Raw genomic sequence first — 20,278 nt, 5'->3', positions numbered from 1 at the left:
ATGGAACCTGGTTCGGTGACCATGGTAGGCGCGAACACCCGGTGCTCACGACGAGGCGGGGGGACAGCCGGGTAGCGTTCACCCCCGTGACGAGCAGTCCCCTCCAGTCCGCGACGGCTCCGGAGACCGGCGATCCCGGCTCCGCGACGGCCGCGCACCGCCCCGTGTCCTTCGCCGACCTCACCACGATCCACGTCGGTGGCCCCGTCGGACGTCTCGTCGAGGCGACCACCTCGCAGGAGCTCGTCGACGCCGTACGCAGCGCCGACGCCGCCGGGACTCCGGTGCTCGTCATCGGCGGTGGCTCGAACCTGCTGGTCGGAGACGACGGCTTCGACGGCACCGTCGTCCGCGTCGCGACGTCCGGTCTCCGGGTCGACGGCACTCGCATGCACGTGGACGCCGGAGTCGAATGGGATCTCGTCGTCCGCACCGCGCTCGACCACGGACTCGCCGGCATCGAGGCACTCTCCGGCATCCCGGGCAGCACCGGCGGAACGCCGGTGCAGAACGTCGGCGCGTACGGCGCCTCCACGTCGGACTGGCTCGAGTCGGTGACGGTGCTCGACCGAGAGAGCGGCGAGGTCGAGGTGTGGGACAACGCACGCTGCGGCTTCGGCTCGCACCGGTCGTCGGCTTTCAAGTACACCGATCGCTACGTCGTGGTGGATGTCACGTTCGCGCTCCGACGCAGCGACGAGTCGGCACCGGTGCGGTACGCGGCGCTCGCCGAGCGGCTCGGCGTGCGCATCGGAGAGAGCGTCTCGGCGCGCGAGGTGCGCGATGCCGTGATCGCTCTGCGGACCGATCGCGGCATGGTGTGGGACGAGGCGGAGCACGACTCGTGGAGTGTCGGGTCCTTCTTCCTGAACCCGATCGTGTCGTCCGTACCGCCCGAGGCGCTCGGATCGCCGCAGTTCACGGACCCGAAGGGCATCAAGCTCAGTGCTGCCTGGCTCATCGAGCACGCCGGGTTCTCCCGCGGGTACGGCGAGCGCGTCGGCACCGGACGGGCCACCCTCTCCACCCGCCACGTCCTGGCCGTCACCAACCGGGGCGGCGCGAGTGCAGCGGACGTCACCGCCCTCGCGTCGCACGTGCGCGCGGGTGTGCAGGAGAAGTACGGCATCACGCTGATCCCCGAGTGCCGCCTGGTGAACTGCACGCTCGACTGATCGGTCTGTTGCCACAGGTAACGTCGTCCCCGTGAAGATGCAGGGGAGAACACCGTACGCAGCCGTCCTGGCCGTGCTGGCACTCGTGATCGCGCTGGTCGCGGGGTGCTCCGGCACACCCGGGTCCTCGGAGAGCGCCGCGCCGACCACCGAGGCCGCGCCCGTGGCGGCGGTGACCTACGCACCGGCGGCCGGTGCGACCGACGTCTCACCCACCGCTCCGATCTCCGTCTCGGTCGCGAACGGCACCTTCGAGGCCGTGTCGCTCACCACCGCCGACGGCCGCGCCGTCGCGGGAACGCTGGACCCGGCGAAGACGACGTTCACCGTCACCGAGCCCCTCGGGTACGACGCGGTCTACACGTGGGCAGGGACGGCAGTCGGCAGCGACGGCAAGCCGGTGCCGGTCGAGGGCACTCTCGGCACGGTGGCGCCGCAGTCGATCACGTCGGTCTCCACCAACATCGGTGACGGCCAGGAGGTCGGTGTCGCGGCGCCGATCATCCTGAAGTTCGACGACGCGATCGTCGACAAGAAGGCGGTCGAGAAGGCGCTGACGGTGATCACGAATCCGCCGACGGCCGGCTCGTGGGCCTGGCTGCCCGACGACGGCGGGTCCCGCGTGCACTGGCGTCCGCAGAACTACTGGGCCCCCGGCACCACCGTCGACGTGTCGGCGAAGCTCTACGGCGTGAACTACGGCGGCGGCGCCTACGGCGACTCGGACGTCACGGTGAACTTCACCATCGGTCGGAGCCAGGTCGTCGTCGCCGATGCGACCAGCCACCGCATGCAGGTGGTGCGCGACGGCCAGACCGTCATGGACATCCCGGTGAGTTACGGCGAGGGCAACGAGGACCGCAACGTCACGCGCAGCGGCATCCACGTCGTCACCGAGAAGTACGAGGACTTCCTGATGTCCAACCCGCCGTACTACGAGAACGTGCGGGAACGGTGGGCCACCCGCATCTCGAACAACGGCGAGTTCATCCACGCCAATCCGCTGACCACGGGAGTGCAGGGCTCGTCCAACGTGACCAACGGCTGCATCAACCTCTCCACCGAGGACGCGCAGACGTACTTCCAGATGGCCGTCTACGGCGACCCCGTCGAGGTCACCGGCACGCGCATCGATCTCTCGGCGGCGGACGGCGACATCTACGACTGGGCGATCGACTGGCCCACGTGGCAGAGCATGAGCGCCCTGACTGCCGCGTGAGAGTCGGACTGCCGCGTGAGAATCAGGTCCGGCGGCTGAAACGGCCGTTCGGGGCCTGATCGCGCGGGCGCACGACGATGGTGTCGAGGTTCACGTGTGAGGGGCGGGACGCCACGAAGCCGATGACCTCGGCGATGTCGGCGGCCACCAACGGGTCGATGCCCTCGTAGACCTTCGCGGCCTTCTCCTCGTCCCCGTCGAAGCGGACGAGGGAAAATTCCGTCTCCACCGCGCCCGGAGCGATCTCGGTCAGACGCACGGGCGTGCCCAGCAGTTCGCCGCGGAGCGTCCGGTGCAGCACGCCCTGTGCGTGCTTGGCCGTGGTGTACCCGGCGCCGTTGTCGTACGTCTCGAACGCGGCGATGGACGTGATGGTCACGACGAGACCGTTACCGGACTCGATCAGCTTGGGCAGCAGCGCCTTGGTCATGCGCAGCGTGCCGACGACGTTGGTCTCCCACATCCACTGCCAGTCGTCGAGGTCCGCCTCGAGGATCGGGGCGAGGCCCTTCGCGCCGCCCGCGTTGTTCACCAGGACGTCCACACGCGGCAGCACCGAGGTGAAGGCCGCGACGGAGTCCTCGTCGGTCACGTCGAGGGCGAGGGCGGTGCCGTCGATCTCCTCGGCCAGTGCCTCGAGGCGGTCGACGCGGCGGGCGCCCACGACCACGTGATAGCCGCCGGCGGCGAGTGTCCGCGCGGTGGCGGCGCCGATCCCGGAGCTGGCTCCGGTGACGACGGCGGTGGGGCGGTCGGTCTGTGTCGACGGTGTCGTCGGAACGCTGGTCATGGGAACCAGGCTAGATCGCGTCAGCTCGCGATCGCGCTGTAGCCCGACGCGTCGCCGGCGACGACGCGCGAGTACTCGCCCTGCACGCTGACGGGAACGTCGCCCGCGAGGGTGATGCGCTCGAGGCGGCGGTACTGGTCGTCGTAGTCGGAGACGGCGTAGTGCTGGGTCGACCGGTTGTCCCAGATGGCGATGTCGCCGAGCTCCCACGACCACCGGATGGTGTTCTCCAGGCGGGTCACCCGGTCCTGCAGCAGCTCGAAGAGTGCGCGGAACTCCTTGGAGGAGAGGCCCGGGAACGACTTGGCGAAGTGGCCCAGCAGGATCGCGCGCTTCCCCGTCTCGGGATGCACGCGCACCACGGGATGCTCGACCTCGAAGTACTCGCTGCGGAACTCCGCGCGGTAGCGCTCGGCCGTCGACGTGACGGACTTCTCGGCAGCGGTCGCCGCGTAGTCGTAGATGTTGGTGTGCACGGCCCACAGCGACTCCGCGAGGGCCTTCATCGCGGGCGGCAGCTGCTCGTAGCCGGCGGTCGCCGAAGCCCACGTGGTGGTGCCGCCGTACGGGGGCAGGTGCACGGCCCGCAGGATCGACGCCTTCGGCACGCGGTCGACGAACGTCACGTCCGTGTGCCAGCTGTCCGCCTTGTCGTACGTGGAATCGATGGCGAGAGTGCGGGTTCCGCGCGACCGGACCGTGGGGTGCGGGGTGGTGGGGATCCCGAGCCGCTCGGCGAACGCGTACTGCGCCTTCTCGTCCACGTGATGCTGGCCGCGGAAGAACACGACCTCGTGCTCGAGCAGCGCCTCGTTGATCTCGTGCACGATCTCGTCGGGGAGATCGCCGCCGATCCGCACGTCGTCGATGCGTGCGCCGATGTTCGCGCCCAGTTTCACGGTCTTCATGGGCTCACTGTGATGCCGAAGTCGCAGGTTGTCCACCCTTCGAATCACCTCGAGCGAAACAGGCGATTCTGCAGCGCGGCGACATCGGTGCTACTTTTCGGTCATGGCACCAGCGAGGAAGTCCGCACCGCGGGTCACGTATGTGACCGCCGCGCTCGGTTCCCGTCTGCCTCTCGCTCGCGAACTCTGTTGTCGACGCGGTCTCTCACGAGTCTGATCGCGCGTCGACGGACGACCTCCATGTGAGGTCTGACGATCGGGTGTGACCGGCCTCGTTCCCAGGCTCCCGGCCCATCCGTCTCGCTTTCGAGGGATTCCCATGTCTGCCCCCACCGTTCTCGCCCAGAGTTCTGCTCCTCGTACGCCGGGTTCCGCCACGCGGTCCCCGTACGGACGTCCCCACCGGCCGAGGCCGGCGCGCGTCGTCGCGCCCGAACTGCGCGTCAGCGACACTCCGGCCGCCGTCGTCCTGCGCGCCGTGGTGCAGCGCGGCCCCGTGTCGCGCGACGTCATCGTCTCGGCCACCGGCATCAGCACCGCCACCGTCAATCGCCACGTCAGTGCGCTCATCGCCGCAGGGCTGCTGCGTGAGCGTGCCGATCTGTCCACGTCCGGCGCCGTCGGGCGTCCCCGCGTTCCGGTGGAGGTGGACCACGAGGGGCAGTGCACCCTCGGGGTGCACATCGGCGCGACCACCACGCGCATCGTCGCCGTCGACCTGCGCGGCACCGTGCTCGGCGGCGTCGAGATCGCCACACCCTCCGGCCCGCACGCCGGCGCACTGCGCTCCATCGCGGAGAGTGCCGCGTCCTTCGCCGCACGGTGGCACCGGCGCCGCATCCTGTTCGTGGGTGTCGCCATCGGTGGCCGCGTGAACGTGCAGAAGGGCACCGTCGATCACCCTCGCCTCGCCTGGTCCGACGCCCCGGTGGGCGCGGTCCTGGGCGAGCGGCTCGGTGCCGTGGTGGCCGTGGCCCCCCACGTCGAGGCGATGGCGGCGTCGGAGTTGCTGCTCGCGACGGAGTCGGCCCCGGAGGATGCGGGAAGGCCGGAGGCCGGTGGTTCTGTCGGCGGCCGGCCGGGTACGTCGCTGTACTTCTATGCGCGGGAGATGACGGGGTTGGCGCTGACCATCGACGGTCGGGTGCACACCCCCGCGGGCGGCCCGGGGTCGATCGCTCATCTACCGACCGGCTCGGACGCCGTGTGCGACTGCGGGCGTACGGGATGCCTCGAGGCGACCGTGAGCGATCGGGCCGTCGTGGCCGCGGCGCAGCGCGCCGGACTGCTGGACGAGTCGGAGCGTTCCATCGCCGCGGTGTACCTGGCGGCGCGCACGGGTTCCACTGTGGCACAGGGACTTCTGAACGACCGCGCCGATGCGCTGGGTCGCGCACTGGCGTTGGTGCACGATGTCGTCAACCCCGACAGCGTGCAGGTGGGCGGTCAGGCGTTCACCGCGTATCCGGCGGCGATGGAGCGCGTCGAGGCCGCGTTCGAGTCCTCCAGTTCGGTCGCGACGTCGCGGCGAGTACGGGTCACCAGCTTCGGCAAGCGCGTGCAGGACCACGCTGCGGCGGCGGTGTCCCTCGGCTCGCTCTACGCCGATCCCGTGGTGACGATGCGGAAGATCGACGCTCAGCGCTGATCGCACGGGGAATACTGCGGACATGACAGCACCCGATCTCCGGTTCTACTTCGACCCGGTGTGCCCGTTCGCCTGGATGACCAGCAGGTGGGTCCGCCTCGTCCAGGCGCAACGGGACTACACCGTCGACTGGAGTTTCATCTCCCTGCGACAACTCAACGCGCACATCGACTACGCGACGCACTTCCCGCCGGAGTACGAGGCGGGACACACTGCGGGGCTCCGGCTGCTCCGGGCTGCCGCGAGCGTGCGGGCCGAGCACGGCCGGGAGGCGATGGGCCCGCTGTACGCCGCGCTCGGCGCGCGGATCTTCGATGCGGAGCCGGTGCCCGACGAGGCCGGTGCTCACGCGCACCGAGGAACGGCCGAGTTCCTCGCACCGATCCTCGCCGGCCTCGGCCTGCCCGAGCATCACGTCCGGGCACTGGACGACACGTCGTTCGACGAGGAGATCCAGGAGTCGACCGACGAGGCGCTGTCGCTCACGGGCAAGGACGTCGGAACACCGATCATCCACGTCGAGCCGCCCGAGGGCGTGGCATTCTTCGGCCCGGTCATCAGCCGGCTCCCGTCGGACGACGACGCGGTCGAGTTGTGGGACCACGTCGTGGGACTGGCACGGTTCCCGGGATTCGCGGAGCTGAAGCGCAGTCTGCGGGAGCTACCCCAGCTGCGGGCTCTCGGTGTGAGCGAGGACGAGGCGGGCGTGCAGCAGGACTGGCACGGCGGTAGTCGGCGCCGGCAGAAGTAGCTACCGCGTCGGCGCGGGGTACTTCGCGAGGTACTTCTCCCGCTTCGCGGGCTGGATGTTGGAGCGCCGGAGGTCGCCGTCGTAGTGCGCGACCACGCGCTTGTCCATCAGCGCCCGCCACAGGAACGGGAAGTACGACACGAGGATCAGGGGCGCGTAACCCGCTGGGAGCTGCGGAGATTCGGGCATGCTCCGCAGCACCTGGTACCGGCGCGTGGGGTTGGCGTGATGGTCGCTGTGTCGTTGCAGGTGGTAGAGGAAGATGTCGGAGACGGCGTAGTCGCTGTTCCAGCTGTGTTCCGGAGTGCAGCGCTCGTAGCGTCCGTTCTCCTTGGTGCGCCGCAGCAGCCCGTAGTGCTCGAGGTAGTTGACGGCCTCGAGCAGCGAGATCCCGTACACCGCCTGCAGAACCAGGAACGGCAGCAGTTCGACACCGAACAGGCCGACCAGCGCACCCCACAGGGCGAGGCTCATGAGCCAGGCGGTGAGATTCGCGTTCGAGAAGGAGAAGGTGCGCTTCCCGGTGCGGTGCAGACGATCTCGCTCGAGTGCCCACCCGGAACGGAATCCGCCGAGAACGCTGCGGGGGTAGAACTGCCACAGGGTCTCACCGAGACGCGAGCTCGCCGGATCCTCCGGAGTGGCGACCCGGACGTGATGCCCGCGATTGTGTTCGACGTAGAAGTGCCCGTAAAAGCTCTGCGCGAGCACGATGCGCGAGAGCCACTGTTCGTACTCGACCTTCTTGTGACCGAGCTCGTGCGCCGTGTTGATGCCGATGCCGCCGACGAGTCCGATGGTCAGCGCCACGCCGATCTTCGAGGCTAGTGACAGGCCGTTCTCGAGCCCGAGCCACGAGAGGTCGTCGGCCGTCAGTAGATGGGACGACAGCCCGATGCCGAAGAACTGCATGGGGATGTAGGCGTAGACGCAGCCGCGATACCAGAAGTCGGCCTCGAGAGACTCGACCAGATCCTCGGGCGGATTCTCGTCGAACGGGACGACGATGCGATCCGCGATGGGGACCACGACGTAGAGGAACAGGGGACCCGACCACCACGCGACCTGTGACACTCCCGGTGCCCACCACTGCAGCCCGAAGACGATGCCCACGGAGATGAGCGGAAGCATCGGAGCGATGAGAGCCCACGGCCAGTAGTACCGGTTGAGGTCACGCCATTCGCCCGTCTTCGGCGAGATGGAGCGCTGGTGTGTTTCGGTCACGACGGAACTTTACCGACGAGTCGACGCTGCTCAGGCCGCTGCACGAGCCCTTCTGACATCCCACAACGTGCGCCCAATATGTTGGTGGCATGGCAATACGAGAGGCGCTCGGGCGCGACGGAACATCCCTGGTCTACCGCGTCACGGGAGACGTCTCGGCTCGACCGTTGGTGCTGCTGCACGGCTGGGCCCAGACCGGAGCCTGCTGGGGCGACGACCTCCTCGCCGACCTGTCCGAGCGGTACCGCGTCATCGCGGTGGACCTGCGCGGGCACGGCATGTCCGGTGCCCCCGACGTCGGTTACGACCGGTCCGCGCTGTGGGCCGGGGACGTGCACGCCGTTCTCGAGCAGGAGGGCATCCGCTCGGGTGCGGTCCTGCTGGGCTGGTCCTACGGCGGTCTGGTGCTGTGCGACTACCTGTCGGTGTACGGCACCGGTGCGGTGGCGGGTGTCGTCTTCGTCGCGGCGATCACCGCGATCGGTCCGGACCGACCCGGCGGCGCCGTCGGCACGGCGATGCGTGCGGCGATCCCCGGCGCGATGAGCGAGGACTCGCGCGTGGCCATCAGGGCGCTCGCGAGTTTCGGCAACGCCCTCACCGGACCCGGCGAAGGACACGGCGCCGCAGCTCAGGCACTGTTCGGCGCCAGCCTGGCGACGCGTCCACGCGTGCGGTCCGCGGTGTTCCGGCGCGACGTGGGACACGACGAGACGCTGGCGGCTCTGGACGTCCCCACCCTGGTGATGCACGGCACGGCGGACACGGTGGTGGACGTCGGCGCGGGTCGGCACACCGCCTCCGTCGTGCCCGGTGCGTCGACCTCGTGGTGGGAGGGCGTCGACCACGGTCCGTTCGTCGCGGACCCGGCCCGCTTCCTGTCCGAGCTGGCGGGTTTCGTCGACTCTGTGGGTTAGTCCACACACGTGATGCATGTCAGAACGGTGGGGGGTCGTCGGTGTCGGCGACTTCGCGGGCCCGTCGGTTGCGGTTGCGTTCGTTCCTCCGGCGGGCATGTTTGTCCGCCAGACGTGTGCGGCGTCTGCTGGGGGGAGTGCGGGGCGGACTCGGTGGTGGAGGATCGGGCGTCTCGAAGGTGACGTCGGCGAGTCCGGGGTGGATGTCGTATCCGTTGTGCGCCGGCCCCGGGACGACGAGGCCCTCGGGCGTGGTGACGGTGGAGACGACGCGTCCCGTGTCGTCCTCGGTGTACTGATCGTCGACGAAGTCGCCGAACGTCTTCAAGTTGTGGTGGAACCTGCATTTGCCGCCGAGGTTGACGTCGGTCGTCTGGCCGCCGCCGTCGGGATTCTCATGGTCGTACTCCGCGATGTGGTCGAGATCGCCGGTCCACACCCCACGGTTGCAGCCGGGCCAGGTGCAGTACTGGTCGCGAATGCGCACGAACGTGTCGAGGGCGCTGGAGGGGCGGTACGGATCGGCGGGCTGTGATGCGGGGTTGGTGGTCGAGACGGGGCGGATGACGGCGTCGGCACGATCGGCGAGGTCGGCGACGTGGTCGGGCGAGATGACGCCGTGGCCGACGAGGAACCCTGGATTGCCGTCGGCGGCGGTGTCGCCGGCCATGGTGGTGGAGTCTGTGACGACGTGCACGATGAATGACGTGAGCAGGCCGTCCTCACCGGTCCACCCGGGCGCGGAGCAGTCCGGATCGTCGCACTGGCACTCGTACGCTGTGCGGGTGGCGAGGGCGAACAGGGCGTCGCTGGAACGGGCGCCCTTGCTGCGAGGATCCTTGCGACACACGCGTCCGGCCAACTCCTCCACCGCGGCAGCGATGACGACGGCATTGTCGGCTGTCATGGTTGCGCCCAGGTATGCCATGCCGTCGGGTCCCGCGTCGATCCAGAAGCTGCGGTTGTTCTCGGCGAGCACACGTCGTTCCCTGACGGCGTCGGGATCGTGGCGGTAGACGATGCGGTCGATCATGTCCCGCATGCGTTTGTCCGACCACGAGCCGCGTCGCTGTAGGGCCGCGGCGATCTCGGTGTCGACTTCCCGCACGTACGTGGTGCCGTCGACGAGGTCGGTTCGGCCGATGATGGTGTGGACGTGTTTGGGGGCGATGAGGCCGTCGCGGAGGCACTCGGCTACGCGGGGAAGCCGGTCTCGGAGTGCAATTGCGCGGGTCAGGATGCCTTCTCCGGCGCCCTGGCTGACGGACAGGACGGCCGAGATGCGGGCGGCGCAGTGAGTCGTCGCATCCATCCGGCGGTGATCGGACATCTCGTGAGGAACGACGAGTTGAGTGTGCAGTTCCGCTGCGGCCCGGTATCGGGTCCATTCGAGATAGGACAGTCCGGCCGAGGCGTAGGACATCGTGGACAGGAGGGTGTTCGCGGGTGCGTCGAGGAGCGTTCCGGGTAGGCCCATGGCCTCCGGATCCTGCGTCGCCCACCCCTGTTCGAACATGTGTGCGAAGTTAGCAGGGTCCTCCGACATGTTTCCATGACTCCCGCGGGGCAGTGGCGTACGTGTTCCCGGCGCTGTGAATGTCGGCGGGTTCCCGCGCATGTGTCGGCACGCTCGTAGGGGGATGACCGGGTGGGCGCGCACATGCGACGCAATCGGACAGGGCACACTGGAACGGTGGTCCGCCGTCACAGCCCGCATCGGGTAGCCGTGTTGTCGCTGCACACGTCTCCGCTGGCGCAGCCCGGCACGGGGGACGCGGGCGGCATGAACGTGTACGTCCTGCAGACCGCCGTGCAGATGGCGGCGCGCGGAGTCGAGGTGGAGATCTTCACCCGGGCCACGTCCTCCCGTGACGAACCCGTGGTCGAGGCCGCGCCCGGCGTACTGGTGCGCAGCATCGCGGCCGGCCCGTTCGAGGGTCTCGACAAGCACGACCTGCCCACCCAGCTCTGCGCCTTCGCCGCGGGCGTCCTGCGCGAGGAGGCACGGCACGAGCCGGGCCACTACGACATGATCCACTCGCACTACTGGTTGTCGGGGCAGGTCGGCTGGCTCGCCCGCGACCGGTGGAAGGTCCCCCTGGTGCACACCGCGCACACGCTCGCCGCGGTGAAGAACCTGTCGGTGGCGGCGGGGGACAAGCCGGAACCGGCGGCCCGCCGCATCGGTGAGAAGCAGGTCGTCGAGGAAGCCGATCGGCTCACGGCCAACACTCTCGACGAGGCCCGCGCCCTCGTCGATCTGTACGACGCGGCCGAGGACAAGATCGACGTCGTCGCGCCGGGAGCGGACCTGAGCATGTTCCGGCCGGGCGATCGCGCCGCCGCTCGACGCTCCCTGGGGCTGGACGCCGACGACCCTCTCGTGACGTTCGTGGGACGGATCCAACCTCTCAAGGCGCCGGACGTCCTCGTCGCGGCCGTCGCCGAGATCCACCGGCGGGACCCGTCGTCGCGCGTGCGCGTGCTGGTGGTCGGTGGCCCGTCGGGCACCGGTCTGGAACGGCCTGACTCCCTCATCGAGCTGAGTCGCCGGCTGGGCATCGAGGATCGGGTGACGTTCCTCCCGCCGCAACCTCCGGACAGGCTGGCGGACGTCTACCGCGCGTCGGATCTCGTTGCGGTGCCCAGTTATTCGGAGTCCTTCGGTCTCGTGGCCATCGAGGCCCAGGCGTGCGGTGTCCCGGTGGTCGCCGCGGACGTCGGGGGCCTCGGTGTGGCCGTGCGGGACGGGGAGACCGGCGTGCTGGTGCAGGGCCACGATCCGGCCGACTGGGCCACCGCGGTGCAGTCGTTGCTCGCCGACGACCGTCTGCGCACCGTGATGGCGTCGAATGCCTCACGACATGCGGAGAACTTCTCGTGGGAACACACCTCGGACGCGTTGCTGGACACCTACGCCCGCGCGGCGTGGAGATTCGGCCGTACCGCGGGTGTCGAGAGACCGACGGGTGAGTTCTCGCCTCGCAGACCCCGTGGTCTGTGGCGACTTCGACGGACAGGACCGGTGAGAGCGCTGTGACGACGACCGACCAGGTGACGGAACTGATCGACTCGGTGTTGGCCGACCGGGAGTTGGACTACTCCCGGGCCACCGACACGCAGTTCGTCGTGGACCTTCCCGGTGAGAAGAAGCTCAAGACCTCGACGATGCTGACGGTCGGCAACCACGGCGTGCGCATCGAGGCCTTCGTGTGCCGCAAGCCCGACGAGAACTTCGAGGGCGTGTACCGATACCTGTTGCGGCGCAACCGCCGTCTGTACGGAGTGCACTACACGATCGACAAGATCGGCGACATCTACCTCGTCGGCAAGATGTCGACGCACGCGGTCACGGGAGACGAGATCGACCGCATCCTCGGGCAGGTGCTCGAGGCGGCCGACGGCGATTTCAACGTGCTGCTCGAACTGGGCTTCGCCGAGTCCATCCGCCGCGAGTGGGCGTGGCGCGTCTCGCGCGGCGAGTCGCTGAACAACCTGAAGGCGTTCGAGCATCTGGTGAACGGCAGGCCGGACGACGGGCCCACGTCCTGGGTACAGCCGGCGGACCGAGCGGACGACGACGACCGGGACTGATTCGGACACCGTGCAGGTAGGCTCCTTCGTGTGATGGCTGTCACCCGGAATGTCCGAAGGATGTTTATGTGACCGCTCGACACATTAAGGTTGCCTTTCTGTCGTCCCTGCTGTGCCGATGAGGAGTTCCATGAGTTTCCGCAGCCCGTACCCCGACGTCGAGATTCCCGAGCAGAGCGTCTACGAGTTCCTCTTCGGTGACCTCACCGAGGACGACCTCGCGCGCCCCGCCCTGATCGACGGCCCCAGCGGCGCCGTCACCGACTACCGCACTCTCGTCGGTCAGATCAACGGAGTCGCAGGCGCACTCGCCTCGCGCGGAGTGAAGGTCGGCGACGTGGTCGCGGTGCACTCGCCCAACGTGCCGGCGTTCGCGTCGGTGTTCCACGGCATCCTGCGCGCCGGTGCGATCGCCACGACGATCAACGCTCTGTACAACGCCGAGGACATCGCGAAGCAGCTCACGGACTCGTCCGCGACCATGATCTTCACGGTCTCGCCGCTGCTCCCGCAGGCGAAGGCCGCAGCGGAGCAGGTCGGTCTGTCGGCCGATCGCATCGTCGTGCTCGACGGCGCGGAGGGCCACGAGTCGCTGCGCGACCTCCTCACCGAGGGTGCACAGGCTCCCGACGTCAGCTTCGACCCGTCGACCCACCTCGCGGTGCTGCCCTACTCCTCGGGCACCACGGGACGGCCGAAGGGCGTCATGCTCACGCACCGCAACCTGGTGGCCAATGTGTCGCAGATCGAGCCGCGCATGGGCGCGAACCGGGACGACGTCCTGCTCGCCGTGCTGCCGTTCTTCCACATCTACGGCATGACCGTGCTGCTCAACCTCGGCCTCAAGGTGCGCGCGTCGCTGGTCACGATGCCGCGCTTCGATCTCGAACAGTTCCTGAGCCTCACCACCGAGAAGAAGATCACCTACCTCTTCATCGCGCCGCCCGTCGCCGTCGCACTGGCCAAGCACCCGATGGTGGACCAGTACGACATCTCCAGCGTGCGGATGGTGTTCTCCGGTGCCGCCGCCCTCGACGAGAACCTGGGCAACGCCGTCGCGAAGCGACTGAAGACCAAGGTGCGTCAGGGTTACGGCATGAGCGAGCTGAGCCCCGTCTCGCACGCCATCCCGTTCGACGGTGACGACATGCCGCTGAGCAGCTGCGGCACCGCCGTCGCCAACTCGGAGAACAAGCTCGTCGATCCGGCCACCGGCGAGGAGGTGGCCTACCCGGAGCCCGGCTCGGACAAGGTCAGCGAGCCCGGTGAGCTGTGGATCAAGGGCCCGAACGTCATGGCCGGATACCTGAACAACGACGCTGCGACGGCCGAGACGCTCGACGCGGACGGGTACCTGCACACCGGCGACATCGCCGTCGTCGACGGTCGTGGGTGCGTCAGCATCGTGGACCGGCTCAAGGAGCTGATCAAGTACAAGGGCTACCAGGTGCCGCCCGCCGAGCTCGAGTCGCTGCTGCTCACGCACCCGCAGATCGCCGACGCGGCCGTCATCGGCGTGCTCGACGACGAGGGCGAAGAGGTACCGAAGGCGTTCGTCGTGCTGCAGCAGGGCGCCGAGCTCACCGAGGACGACGTCATGACGTTCGTGTCCGAGAAGGTGTCGCCGCACAAGAAGGTTCGCCGCGTGCAGTTCATCGACACGGTGCCGAAGTCGGCGTCCGGCAAGATCCTGCGCAAGGATCTGCGGGCGGCCGAGCCTGCCGCCGGCTGACACTCCCTGTACCACCCGAACACCCTCTCCAGCGTGCTGGAGAGGGTGTTCGCGTCATGTGAGGGGTGTGGGGGCACTCGGGGTGGTACTCATGAGCCATGGACACGATCACCGTCGACACAGCCCAGGGCCAGGTGCGCGGTCGCACCGACAACGGCATCGCCTCGTTCCTCGGAGTTCCCTATGCCGAGGCGCCGTTCGGACCGCACCGATTCCAGGCGCCGACCGCGCCGCCGCGGTGGTCCGGCACGCGCGACGCCCTCGAGCACGGCGCCACCGTCCCGAAGGTCGGGTACCGGCCGCCCACCAGCGAGATCCTCAGCGAGCCCGTGGTGCCCGGCGAGGAGTGCCTGAACGTCGCCGTGTACTCGCCGGACGTCGCCGGCTCCGCGCCCGTGTTCGTGTGGATCCACGGCGGCGCCTTCGTGAACGGCAGCAACGCAGTACCCGCCTACGACGGCACCGCCTTCGCGCGGGACGGCGTCGTCGCCGTGGTGATCAACTACCGGCTCGGCGTGGACGGCTTCGCGCAGATCGAGGGCGCTCCCGCCAATCGTGGTCTGCTGGACCAGGTCGCGGCGCTCGAATGGGTCCGGGACCACATCGCGTCGTACGGCGGCGATCCGGCGCGGGTGACCGTCGCGGGAGAGTCCGCGGGTGCCATGAGCGTCGGCACGCTGCTGTCGATGCCCCGCGCGGAGGGGCTGTTCCACCGCGCGGTCCTGCAGAGCGGCGCCGGCCATCACGTCATCTCGGCGGAGACCGCGGGCACCGTCTCGGCCGCGCTGGCGTCGGCCCTCGGCGTTCCGGCGACGGTGGAGGGGCTCGGCTCGGTACCCGTCGACGCCCTCGTCGACGCCCAGCGCACCCTGTCCGATCGCATCGCCGCGGAGGCATCGAGCGGCGCGTGGGGTGAGGTGGCACTGAACATGATGGCGTTCGAGCCGCGCATCGACGGTGATGTCGTTCCTGCGCTGCCGTATTCGCGCATCGCCGACGGTGCGGGCGCCGACGTCGAACTCCTGCTCGGCACCACCAGTGAGGAGCACGCGTTCTTCCTTGTGCCCGCCGGCATCGTTCCGCACATCACCGAGGACTACCTGCGGACGGTGCTCGCCGGGTATCGACTGGACCCGTCGGTGCTCGACACGTACCGCGATCGCTATCCGGACGCCTCGCCCGGTGAACTCATGATCGCGGTCATGACCGACTGGTTCTTCCGCATCCCCGCCGTGCGCGTCGCCGAGGCGCACCCGGCCCACGTCTACGAGTTCACCTGGCGCTCGCCGCTGTTCGACGGGAACCTCGGCGCGTGCCACGCGCTCGAGATCCCGTTCGTCTTCGACATGCTGGGCAAGCCCGAGACCGCCCGCATCACGGGGCCGAACCCGCCGCAGGCGGTCGCCGACGAGATGCACCGCGTCTGGGTCGACTTCGTGCGCGACGGTGATCCCGGCTGGGCGCAGTACGGGTCCGAGCGCACGGTGAAGATGTTCGGGACGGAGCCGGCCGTGGTGAACGACCCGCGGCCCGACACCCGCACGGTGTGGGACGGTGCGCGCTAGCCGGTGAAGGGCGGGACGAACTCGCAGGGCACGGGTCGCGGGTGCGCGGGGTCGAGAGCGTTCAGCACGAACGCCGCGGCCCTCGGCGACCCGACGATGCCGGCATGCTCGGAGAAGTCGACGTCGCACGTGTCCTGTACTACGATGTTGGTCGCGTTCGGAGCCTCGACGTAGCCGTCCGTGTACGGGACCACCACCTCGTCGTACCGGGTCATGATGTTCGTGTACGTGATGCCCGGCGCGTAGCGATACGACGCGTCGGGCCACGCGAACTGCGACGGGCCCGACCCCTTCCACAGCGGGGCCAGCGAGACGTACCTGTCGATGTCGTCCGCTCCGCCGAGCACCTGCGCGTAGTAGTTGGGCAGCACCGTGCCCTGCGAGTGTCCGACGATGTCGACCTTCTCGGCGCCCGTCGCGGACAGCACCTCGTCGACGAATGCCGCGAACTGCGCTCCCTTCTCGGGAACCGGCCCGAGGCCACCGATCGCGCTGATCGGCCACGCACCCGGCAGCGCACCGTACGTCGGAGCGAAGACGCAGTACCCCTCGTTCTTCAGCAGCGGCGCGTACACGCCCCACCCTGTCTGCTGCCCGGTCCCCGTGCCGTGCACCAGGATCACCGGATTCGGGTGCTCCGCCGTCGGCGCGCACGAGAAGTCGTTGGTTCCGGGCAGCGATCCGCCCGGGTTCGCGATCTCCGCCGGGAAGCCACTGAAGAAGTTGTAGTCGACGGGCAGCGGATCGGCCGTGGCGGTCGGCGCGCACGCGAGCCACGCGCACGCCGCCAGCGCCACTGTCCAGCGGGTTCTCATCAGCAGAGGCTAGCGGTCACGCCGGTTCGGCTCGGCGGAAGCGCAGTTCCCGCTGCGCACCCCGCACGACCTGCGGCGCGCCCGACCGGTCGTCCCGCCGACGGCATCGTGAGAAACTGGGCGGCATGAGCATCGGAACCCTGATCCTTCTCCGCCACGGCGAGAGCGAGTGGAACGCGTCCAACCAGTTCACCGGATGGCAGGACGTGCGCCTGACCGCCAAGGGTGAGGCGGAGGGGAAGCGTGCCGGCGAGCTGATCAAGGAGGCCGGTGTGCTTCCCGACGTGCTGTACACCTCGCTTCTGCGTCGCGCCATCAGCACTGCGAACCTCGCGCTCGACGCGGCCGATCGGCACTGGATTCCGGTCGTCCGCGACTGGCGTCTGAACGAGCGGCACTACGGCGCACTGCAGGGTCTCGACAAGGCGGCGACCAAGGAGAAGTACGGCGACGAGCAGTTCATGCTGTGGCGTCGTAGCTACGACACCCCGCCGCCCCCCATCGAGGTCGGCTCCGAGTACAGCCAGGACGCCGATCCGCGCTACGCCGATCTCGACAGCGTGCCGCTGACCGAGTGCCTGAAGGACGTCGTCGAACGCTTCGTTCCGTACTACGAGGATGTCATCGTCCCCGAGCTGCGGGCAGGGAAGACGGTCATGATCGCCGCCCACGGCAACTCGCTGCGCGCCCTCGTCAAGTACCTCGACGGCATCTCCGACGCGGACATCGCGGGGCTCAACATCCCCACCGGCATCCCGCTGCAGTACGACCTCACGGAGTCGGGCGACAAGCTCGTTCCCACCGTGCCGGGCGGCACCTACCTCGACCCGGAGGCCGCTGCGGCCGGAGCCGCGGCAGTGGCGAACCAGGGCAAGAAGTAACGACTCGATGAACGCGGTGCGAACGTGCGCCGGACGTGCGGTGACGGCCGGAAAACCCGGCCCACCGTGCGTCGGTGCACGGTCGTGTGACCGTACGATCGGCCCGTGACCACTCCGACCGTCGTACTGATCGCCGCCGTCGCGGCGTTCGGTGGGTACCTCGTCGGTGGAGTGCTGATCCCGTATCTGAACTCCCGCCACGTCCTGCGTCAGACCCGCGACAACGGGCTGACGATGTCCCAGGTCCTCGACCTCATCGTGCTGGCCGCGCACAGCGGTATCGCCGTCGTCGACCAGTTCCACGACGTCGTGCTGTTCAATCCGCGCGCCGAGGAGCTCGGTCTCGTCCGCGGTCGGTCGCTCGACGATCGGGCCTGGAAGGCCGCCACCAGGGTCCTCGAGACCGGTGACCACGTCGAGGTCGACCTCACGGTTCTCGACGCCCGCGGGCGCGCCGGCATCGCCGTGAAGGGGCACGCGCAGCTGCTCTCCCAGGAGGATCGCCGGTTCGTCGTCCTGTTCGCCGACGACGACTCCGAGCAGGTCCGCATGGAGGCCACGCGGCGGGACTTCGTCGCGAACGTCAGCCACGAACTCAAGACCCCCGTCGGCGCCATCAGCCTACTGGCCGAGGCGCTGCTGCAGTCGCGCGACGATCCGGAGTCGGTCCAGCGATTCGGTGAGCGGATGCTCGACGAGTCCACGCGCCTGGGCAACATGGTCAGCGAACTCATCTCGCTGTCCCGTCTGCAGGGTGCCGAGAAGCTCCCCGATCTCGACGTCGTCGACGTCGACACCGTGGTCAAGAGCGCGCTCTCGCGTTCGGCTCTCAAGGCCGAGGCCACGGGCATCGTCGTCACGACGGACCGACCGAGCGGACTCGAGGTGCTCGGCGATCAGACCCTGCTGGTCACCGCACTGTCCAACCTCGTCGAGAACGCCATCGCGTACTCCCCGAAGGGGTCTCCCGTGTCGGTGACGCGGTCCCTGCGTGACGACGATGCGACGGGCCCACAGAGCATGGTGGCCTTCTCGGTCACCGACCGCGGCATCGGCATCGCCAAGGAGGACCAGGAGCGCGTGTTCGAGCGCTTCTTCCGCGTCGACAAGGCGCGGTCGCGGGCCACCGGCGGCACCGGTCTGGGACTGGCCATCGCCAAGCACGTCGCCGCCAACCACAACGGCCGCATCGAGCTGTGGAGCAAGCCCGGGACGGGCTCGACCTTCACGCTCCTCATTCCTGCTCACATCGAAGACGACGGCGAGCCGTCATGACCGAGAAGGACACCCCATGACGAGCGTGCTCATCGTCGAAGACGAAGAATCGTTGGCCGACCCGCTGGCGTTCCTGCTGCGCAAGGAAGGGTTCGACGCGACCGTCGTCGGCGACGGCCCCTCCGCCCTCGCCGAGTTCGATCGCGTGGGAGCGGACATCGTCCTGCTCGACCTCATGCTGCCGGGCATGAGCGGCACCGACGTGTGCAAGCACCTGCGCAGCCGCTCCGGTGTGCCGGTCATCATGGTCACCGCGCGCGACAGCGAGATCGACAAGGTGGTCGGACTCGAACTGGGTGCCGACGACTACGTCACCAAGCCGTACTCGTCCCGTGAACTCATCGCGCGCATCCGTGCGGTCCTGCGCCGTGGATCCGACACCGAGGAGATCGACGACAACAGCATCCTCGAGGCCGGACCGGTACGCATGGACGTGGAGCGCCACGTCGTCATGGTCGGCGGGCAGCAGATCACGTTGCCGCTCAAGGAGTTCGACCTGCTGGAGTACCTGCTCCGCAACTCCGGTCGAGTGCTCACCCGCGGACAGTTGATCGACCGCGTGTGGGGCGCCGACTACGTGGGCGACACGAAGACGCTGGACGTCCACGTGAAGCGGTTGCGCTCGAAGATCGAGACGGACCCCGCGAAGCCCGTGCACCTCGTCACGGTGCGTGGGCTGGGGTACAAGCTCGAGGAGTGAGGCCGTTCGGTTTCGGCGAGTACGTCGAAAGTGTCGCTGCGGATCCGTTGATCACGACACTTTCGGCGTATTCGCGGACATCAAGCGGCAAGTAGCCGGCGGACACGACTGACCAGGACATCAGGTTCGCGCCGCACATCGTCCGACGTGATCTGCAGAACGCGCCAGCCTTCATCAGCGAGCAGCGCAAGACGGGCCTTGTCGCGTCGGACGCTATCGGGCGTTCCGTGGAATTCGTCGCCGTCGTATTCCACCGCGAATCGTCGTGCTGGCCAAGCGAGGTCGAGATAGAAGATGCCGAGTCCGTGCATCACGGGCCACTGCAACTCGGGTGCCGGAAGGTGGCCGTCGTGCAGCACCAGGCGGGTCTCCGACTCCATCGGTGAGCCGGATCTTCGGTCGACGAGCGGTGCCAGACGGCGGACCTCGACGATGCCCCGCCGCCCCCGTTGCGCATCGACTGCTCGTTCCAGCGATCCGGGTTCGCAGCCCACCCGGGCCGCGGCGTCGAGAACGGCGAGCGCGCGACCAGGGGCACGTTGCCGTGCGACCTCGACAGCAGTCCAGGCCGGCGCCACGACCAATCGGGTGCCGACCTCCACCAGTGGTGCACCCCGTCGCTGGTGCACCACCACCCCTGGTCTGCTCTCGATGCGCCGATCGTCCGGCTCCACCACATGTAATTGCTGCGTCTGGTCGAGGTCGAAACCGTGTATCGCCGCCGCCGTGTCCATGGATGCGGCGACCCGCGTTCCGAGCTCGATGCTCAGAGCGTCGAGTCGCGCCGAGACAGGGAGCGTTCCGACCGCGTACAGCCCGTGCCGTACGCGGGTCAGCTGACGAGTGTGCACCAGCCACCGCACGCGGCTCGGGGACATGCGTCGGAGGAGATCGGTCGTGTGCAGGAAGCCGCCGTTGGCTCTCATTGCGTCGACGAGTGTGGGGTCCATGGCGCAGACCGTCACGAGCTGCACCGACAGGCGCCGCGTCGATCGAGCAACTCGCCAGTGCCGTGGGGATGACGGGGTGCCTGTGGATGAAGCGTGACCAAGCCCCGGCGAGTACGTCGAAAGTGCTGCGGCGA

General features: G+C 68.7%; 18 protein-coding genes. 12 read left to right on the top strand and 6 right to left on the bottom strand.

Annotation, left to right across the window (positions count from 1 at the left end; translation table 11 throughout):
- Positions 1–86: 86 nt before the first annotated feature.
- Together HQ314_RS08380 and HQ314_RS08375 are read left to right on the top strand one after the other, a co-directional pair.
- Positions 87–1,175, top strand: coding sequence for a UDP-N-acetylmuramate dehydrogenase (locus HQ314_RS08380; protein WP_222649803.1), 1,089 nt, complete (start codon positions 87–89; stop codon positions 1,173–1,175).
- A 37-nt stretch (positions 1,176–1,212) separates the two neighbouring features.
- Complete coding sequence (locus HQ314_RS08375; RefSeq protein ID WP_222650067.1) at positions 1,213–2,394, top strand: Ig-like domain-containing protein; 1,182 nt, start codon at positions 1,213–1,215, stop codon at positions 2,392–2,394.
- A gap of 22 nt (positions 2,395–2,416) precedes the next feature.
- Here the strand turns inward: HQ314_RS08375 and HQ314_RS08370 are convergent, their stop codons facing one another.
- On the bottom strand, positions 2,417–3,184 hold the full coding sequence (locus HQ314_RS08370) for an SDR family NAD(P)-dependent oxidoreductase (protein ID WP_027506342.1): 768 nt from the start codon (positions 3,182–3,184) through the stop codon (positions 2,417–2,419).
- 20 nt (positions 3,185–3,204) lie between these two features.
- Positions 3,205–4,092, bottom strand: a complete 888-nt coding sequence (locus HQ314_RS08365) for a TauD/TfdA family dioxygenase (RefSeq protein ID WP_222649802.1) — start codon at positions 4,090–4,092, stop codon at positions 3,205–3,207.
- Between the two features lie 319 nt (positions 4,093–4,411).
- Between HQ314_RS08365 and HQ314_RS08360 the strand changes: the two genes are divergently transcribed.
- Positions 4,412–5,740 carry an ROK family transcriptional regulator gene (locus HQ314_RS08360; RefSeq protein WP_222649801.1) on the top strand — a complete coding sequence of 443 codons (1,329 nt, stop codon included), beginning with the start codon at positions 4,412–4,414 and terminating at the stop codon, positions 5,738–5,740.
- Positions 5,741–5,762: 22 nt separating this feature from the next.
- Positions 5,763–6,491 carry a hypothetical protein gene (locus tag HQ314_RS08355; protein ID WP_222649800.1) on the top strand — a complete coding sequence of 243 codons (729 nt, stop codon included), beginning with the start codon at positions 5,763–5,765 and terminating at the stop codon, positions 6,489–6,491.
- Here HQ314_RS08355 and HQ314_RS08350 read toward each other — a convergent pair whose 3' ends face one another.
- The gene (locus HQ314_RS08350; protein ID WP_308119312.1) at positions 6,492–7,715 is read right to left on the bottom strand and encodes an alkane 1-monooxygenase; all 1,224 of its coding nucleotides are present in this window, start codon (positions 7,713–7,715) and stop codon (positions 6,492–6,494) included. It abuts the gene before it with no gap.
- Between the two features lie 89 nt (positions 7,716–7,804).
- Here HQ314_RS08350 and HQ314_RS08345 point away from each other — a divergent pair, with 89 nt between their 5' ends.
- Complete coding sequence (locus HQ314_RS08345) at positions 7,805–8,632, top strand: alpha/beta fold hydrolase (protein WP_222649799.1); 828 nt, start codon at positions 7,805–7,807, stop codon at positions 8,630–8,632.
- A 19-nt stretch (positions 8,633–8,651) separates the two neighbouring features.
- On the opposite strand, the gene HQ314_RS08340 is transcribed toward HQ314_RS08345, so the two are convergent.
- Entirely contained in the window at positions 8,652–10,148 is a 1,497-nt protein-coding gene (locus HQ314_RS08340) for a DUF222 domain-containing protein (protein ID WP_222649798.1), read from the bottom strand.
- A 144-nt stretch (positions 10,149–10,292) separates the two neighbouring features.
- Between HQ314_RS08340 and mshA the strand changes: the two genes are divergently transcribed.
- The 4 genes from mshA (at position 10,293) to HQ314_RS08320 (ending at position 15,523) form a co-directional block, all read left to right on the top strand.
- Complete coding sequence (gene mshA, locus HQ314_RS08335) at positions 10,293–11,672, top strand: D-inositol-3-phosphate glycosyltransferase (RefSeq protein ID WP_222650065.1); 1,380 nt, start codon at positions 10,293–10,295, stop codon at positions 11,670–11,672.
- Positions 11,669–12,226 (top strand): YbjN domain-containing protein, encoded by a 558-nt coding sequence (locus HQ314_RS08330; protein WP_037186136.1) that lies wholly within the window; start codon positions 11,669–11,671, stop codon positions 12,224–12,226. The genes mshA and HQ314_RS08330 overlap by 4 nt, the downstream gene beginning before the upstream one ends.
- Before the next feature lie 130 nt (positions 12,227–12,356).
- The gene (locus tag HQ314_RS08325; protein WP_027506349.1) at positions 12,357–13,958 is read left to right on the top strand and encodes an AMP-binding protein; all 1,602 of its coding nucleotides are present in this window, start codon (positions 12,357–12,359) and stop codon (positions 13,956–13,958) included.
- 98 nt (positions 13,959–14,056) lie between these two features.
- On the top strand, positions 14,057–15,523 hold the full coding sequence (locus tag HQ314_RS08320) for a carboxylesterase/lipase family protein (protein WP_222649797.1): 1,467 nt from the start codon (positions 14,057–14,059) through the stop codon (positions 15,521–15,523).
- Here HQ314_RS08320 and HQ314_RS08315 read toward each other — a convergent pair.
- Entirely contained in the window at positions 15,520–16,338 is an 819-nt protein-coding gene (locus HQ314_RS08315) for a triacylglycerol lipase (protein ID WP_222631915.1), read from the bottom strand. The genes HQ314_RS08320 and HQ314_RS08315 overlap by 4 nt on opposite strands.
- Positions 16,339–16,463: 125 nt before the next feature.
- On the opposite strand from HQ314_RS08315, the gene HQ314_RS08310 reads away from it, so the two are divergent.
- The 3 genes from HQ314_RS08310 to HQ314_RS08300 all read left to right on the top strand — a co-directional run bounded on the left by HQ314_RS08310 (position 16,464) and on the right by HQ314_RS08300 (position 19,194).
- A complete protein-coding gene (locus tag HQ314_RS08310) occupies positions 16,464–17,219 on the top strand; it encodes a phosphoglyceromutase (RefSeq protein WP_027504492.1) in 756 nt (251 codons plus the stop codon).
- A gap of 105 nt (positions 17,220–17,324) precedes the next feature.
- Positions 17,325–18,494: a cell wall metabolism sensor histidine kinase WalK gene (locus HQ314_RS08305; RefSeq protein ID WP_027504493.1), complete on the top strand. Its 1,170-nt coding sequence runs from the start codon at positions 17,325–17,327 to the stop codon at positions 18,492–18,494.
- A 16-nt stretch (positions 18,495–18,510) separates the two neighbouring features.
- Complete coding sequence (locus tag HQ314_RS08300; protein WP_027504494.1) at positions 18,511–19,194, top strand: response regulator transcription factor; 684 nt, start codon at positions 18,511–18,513, stop codon at positions 19,192–19,194.
- Between the two features lie 80 nt (positions 19,195–19,274).
- Here the strand turns inward: HQ314_RS08300 and HQ314_RS08295 are convergent, their stop codons facing one another.
- On the bottom strand, positions 19,275–20,144 hold the full coding sequence (locus HQ314_RS08295; protein WP_222649796.1) for a DUF559 domain-containing protein: 870 nt from the start codon (positions 20,142–20,144) through the stop codon (positions 19,275–19,277).
- Positions 20,145–20,278: the final 134 nt, after the last annotated feature.

Source organism: Rhodococcus sp. BP-332, assembly GCF_019836065.1.
Classification (GTDB): Bacteria; Actinomycetota; Actinomycetes; order Mycobacteriales; family Mycobacteriaceae; genus Rhodococcoides.
Note: the sequence above shows the minus strand (reverse complement) of the source record. Positions and strands in the feature narration are given on the sequence as shown.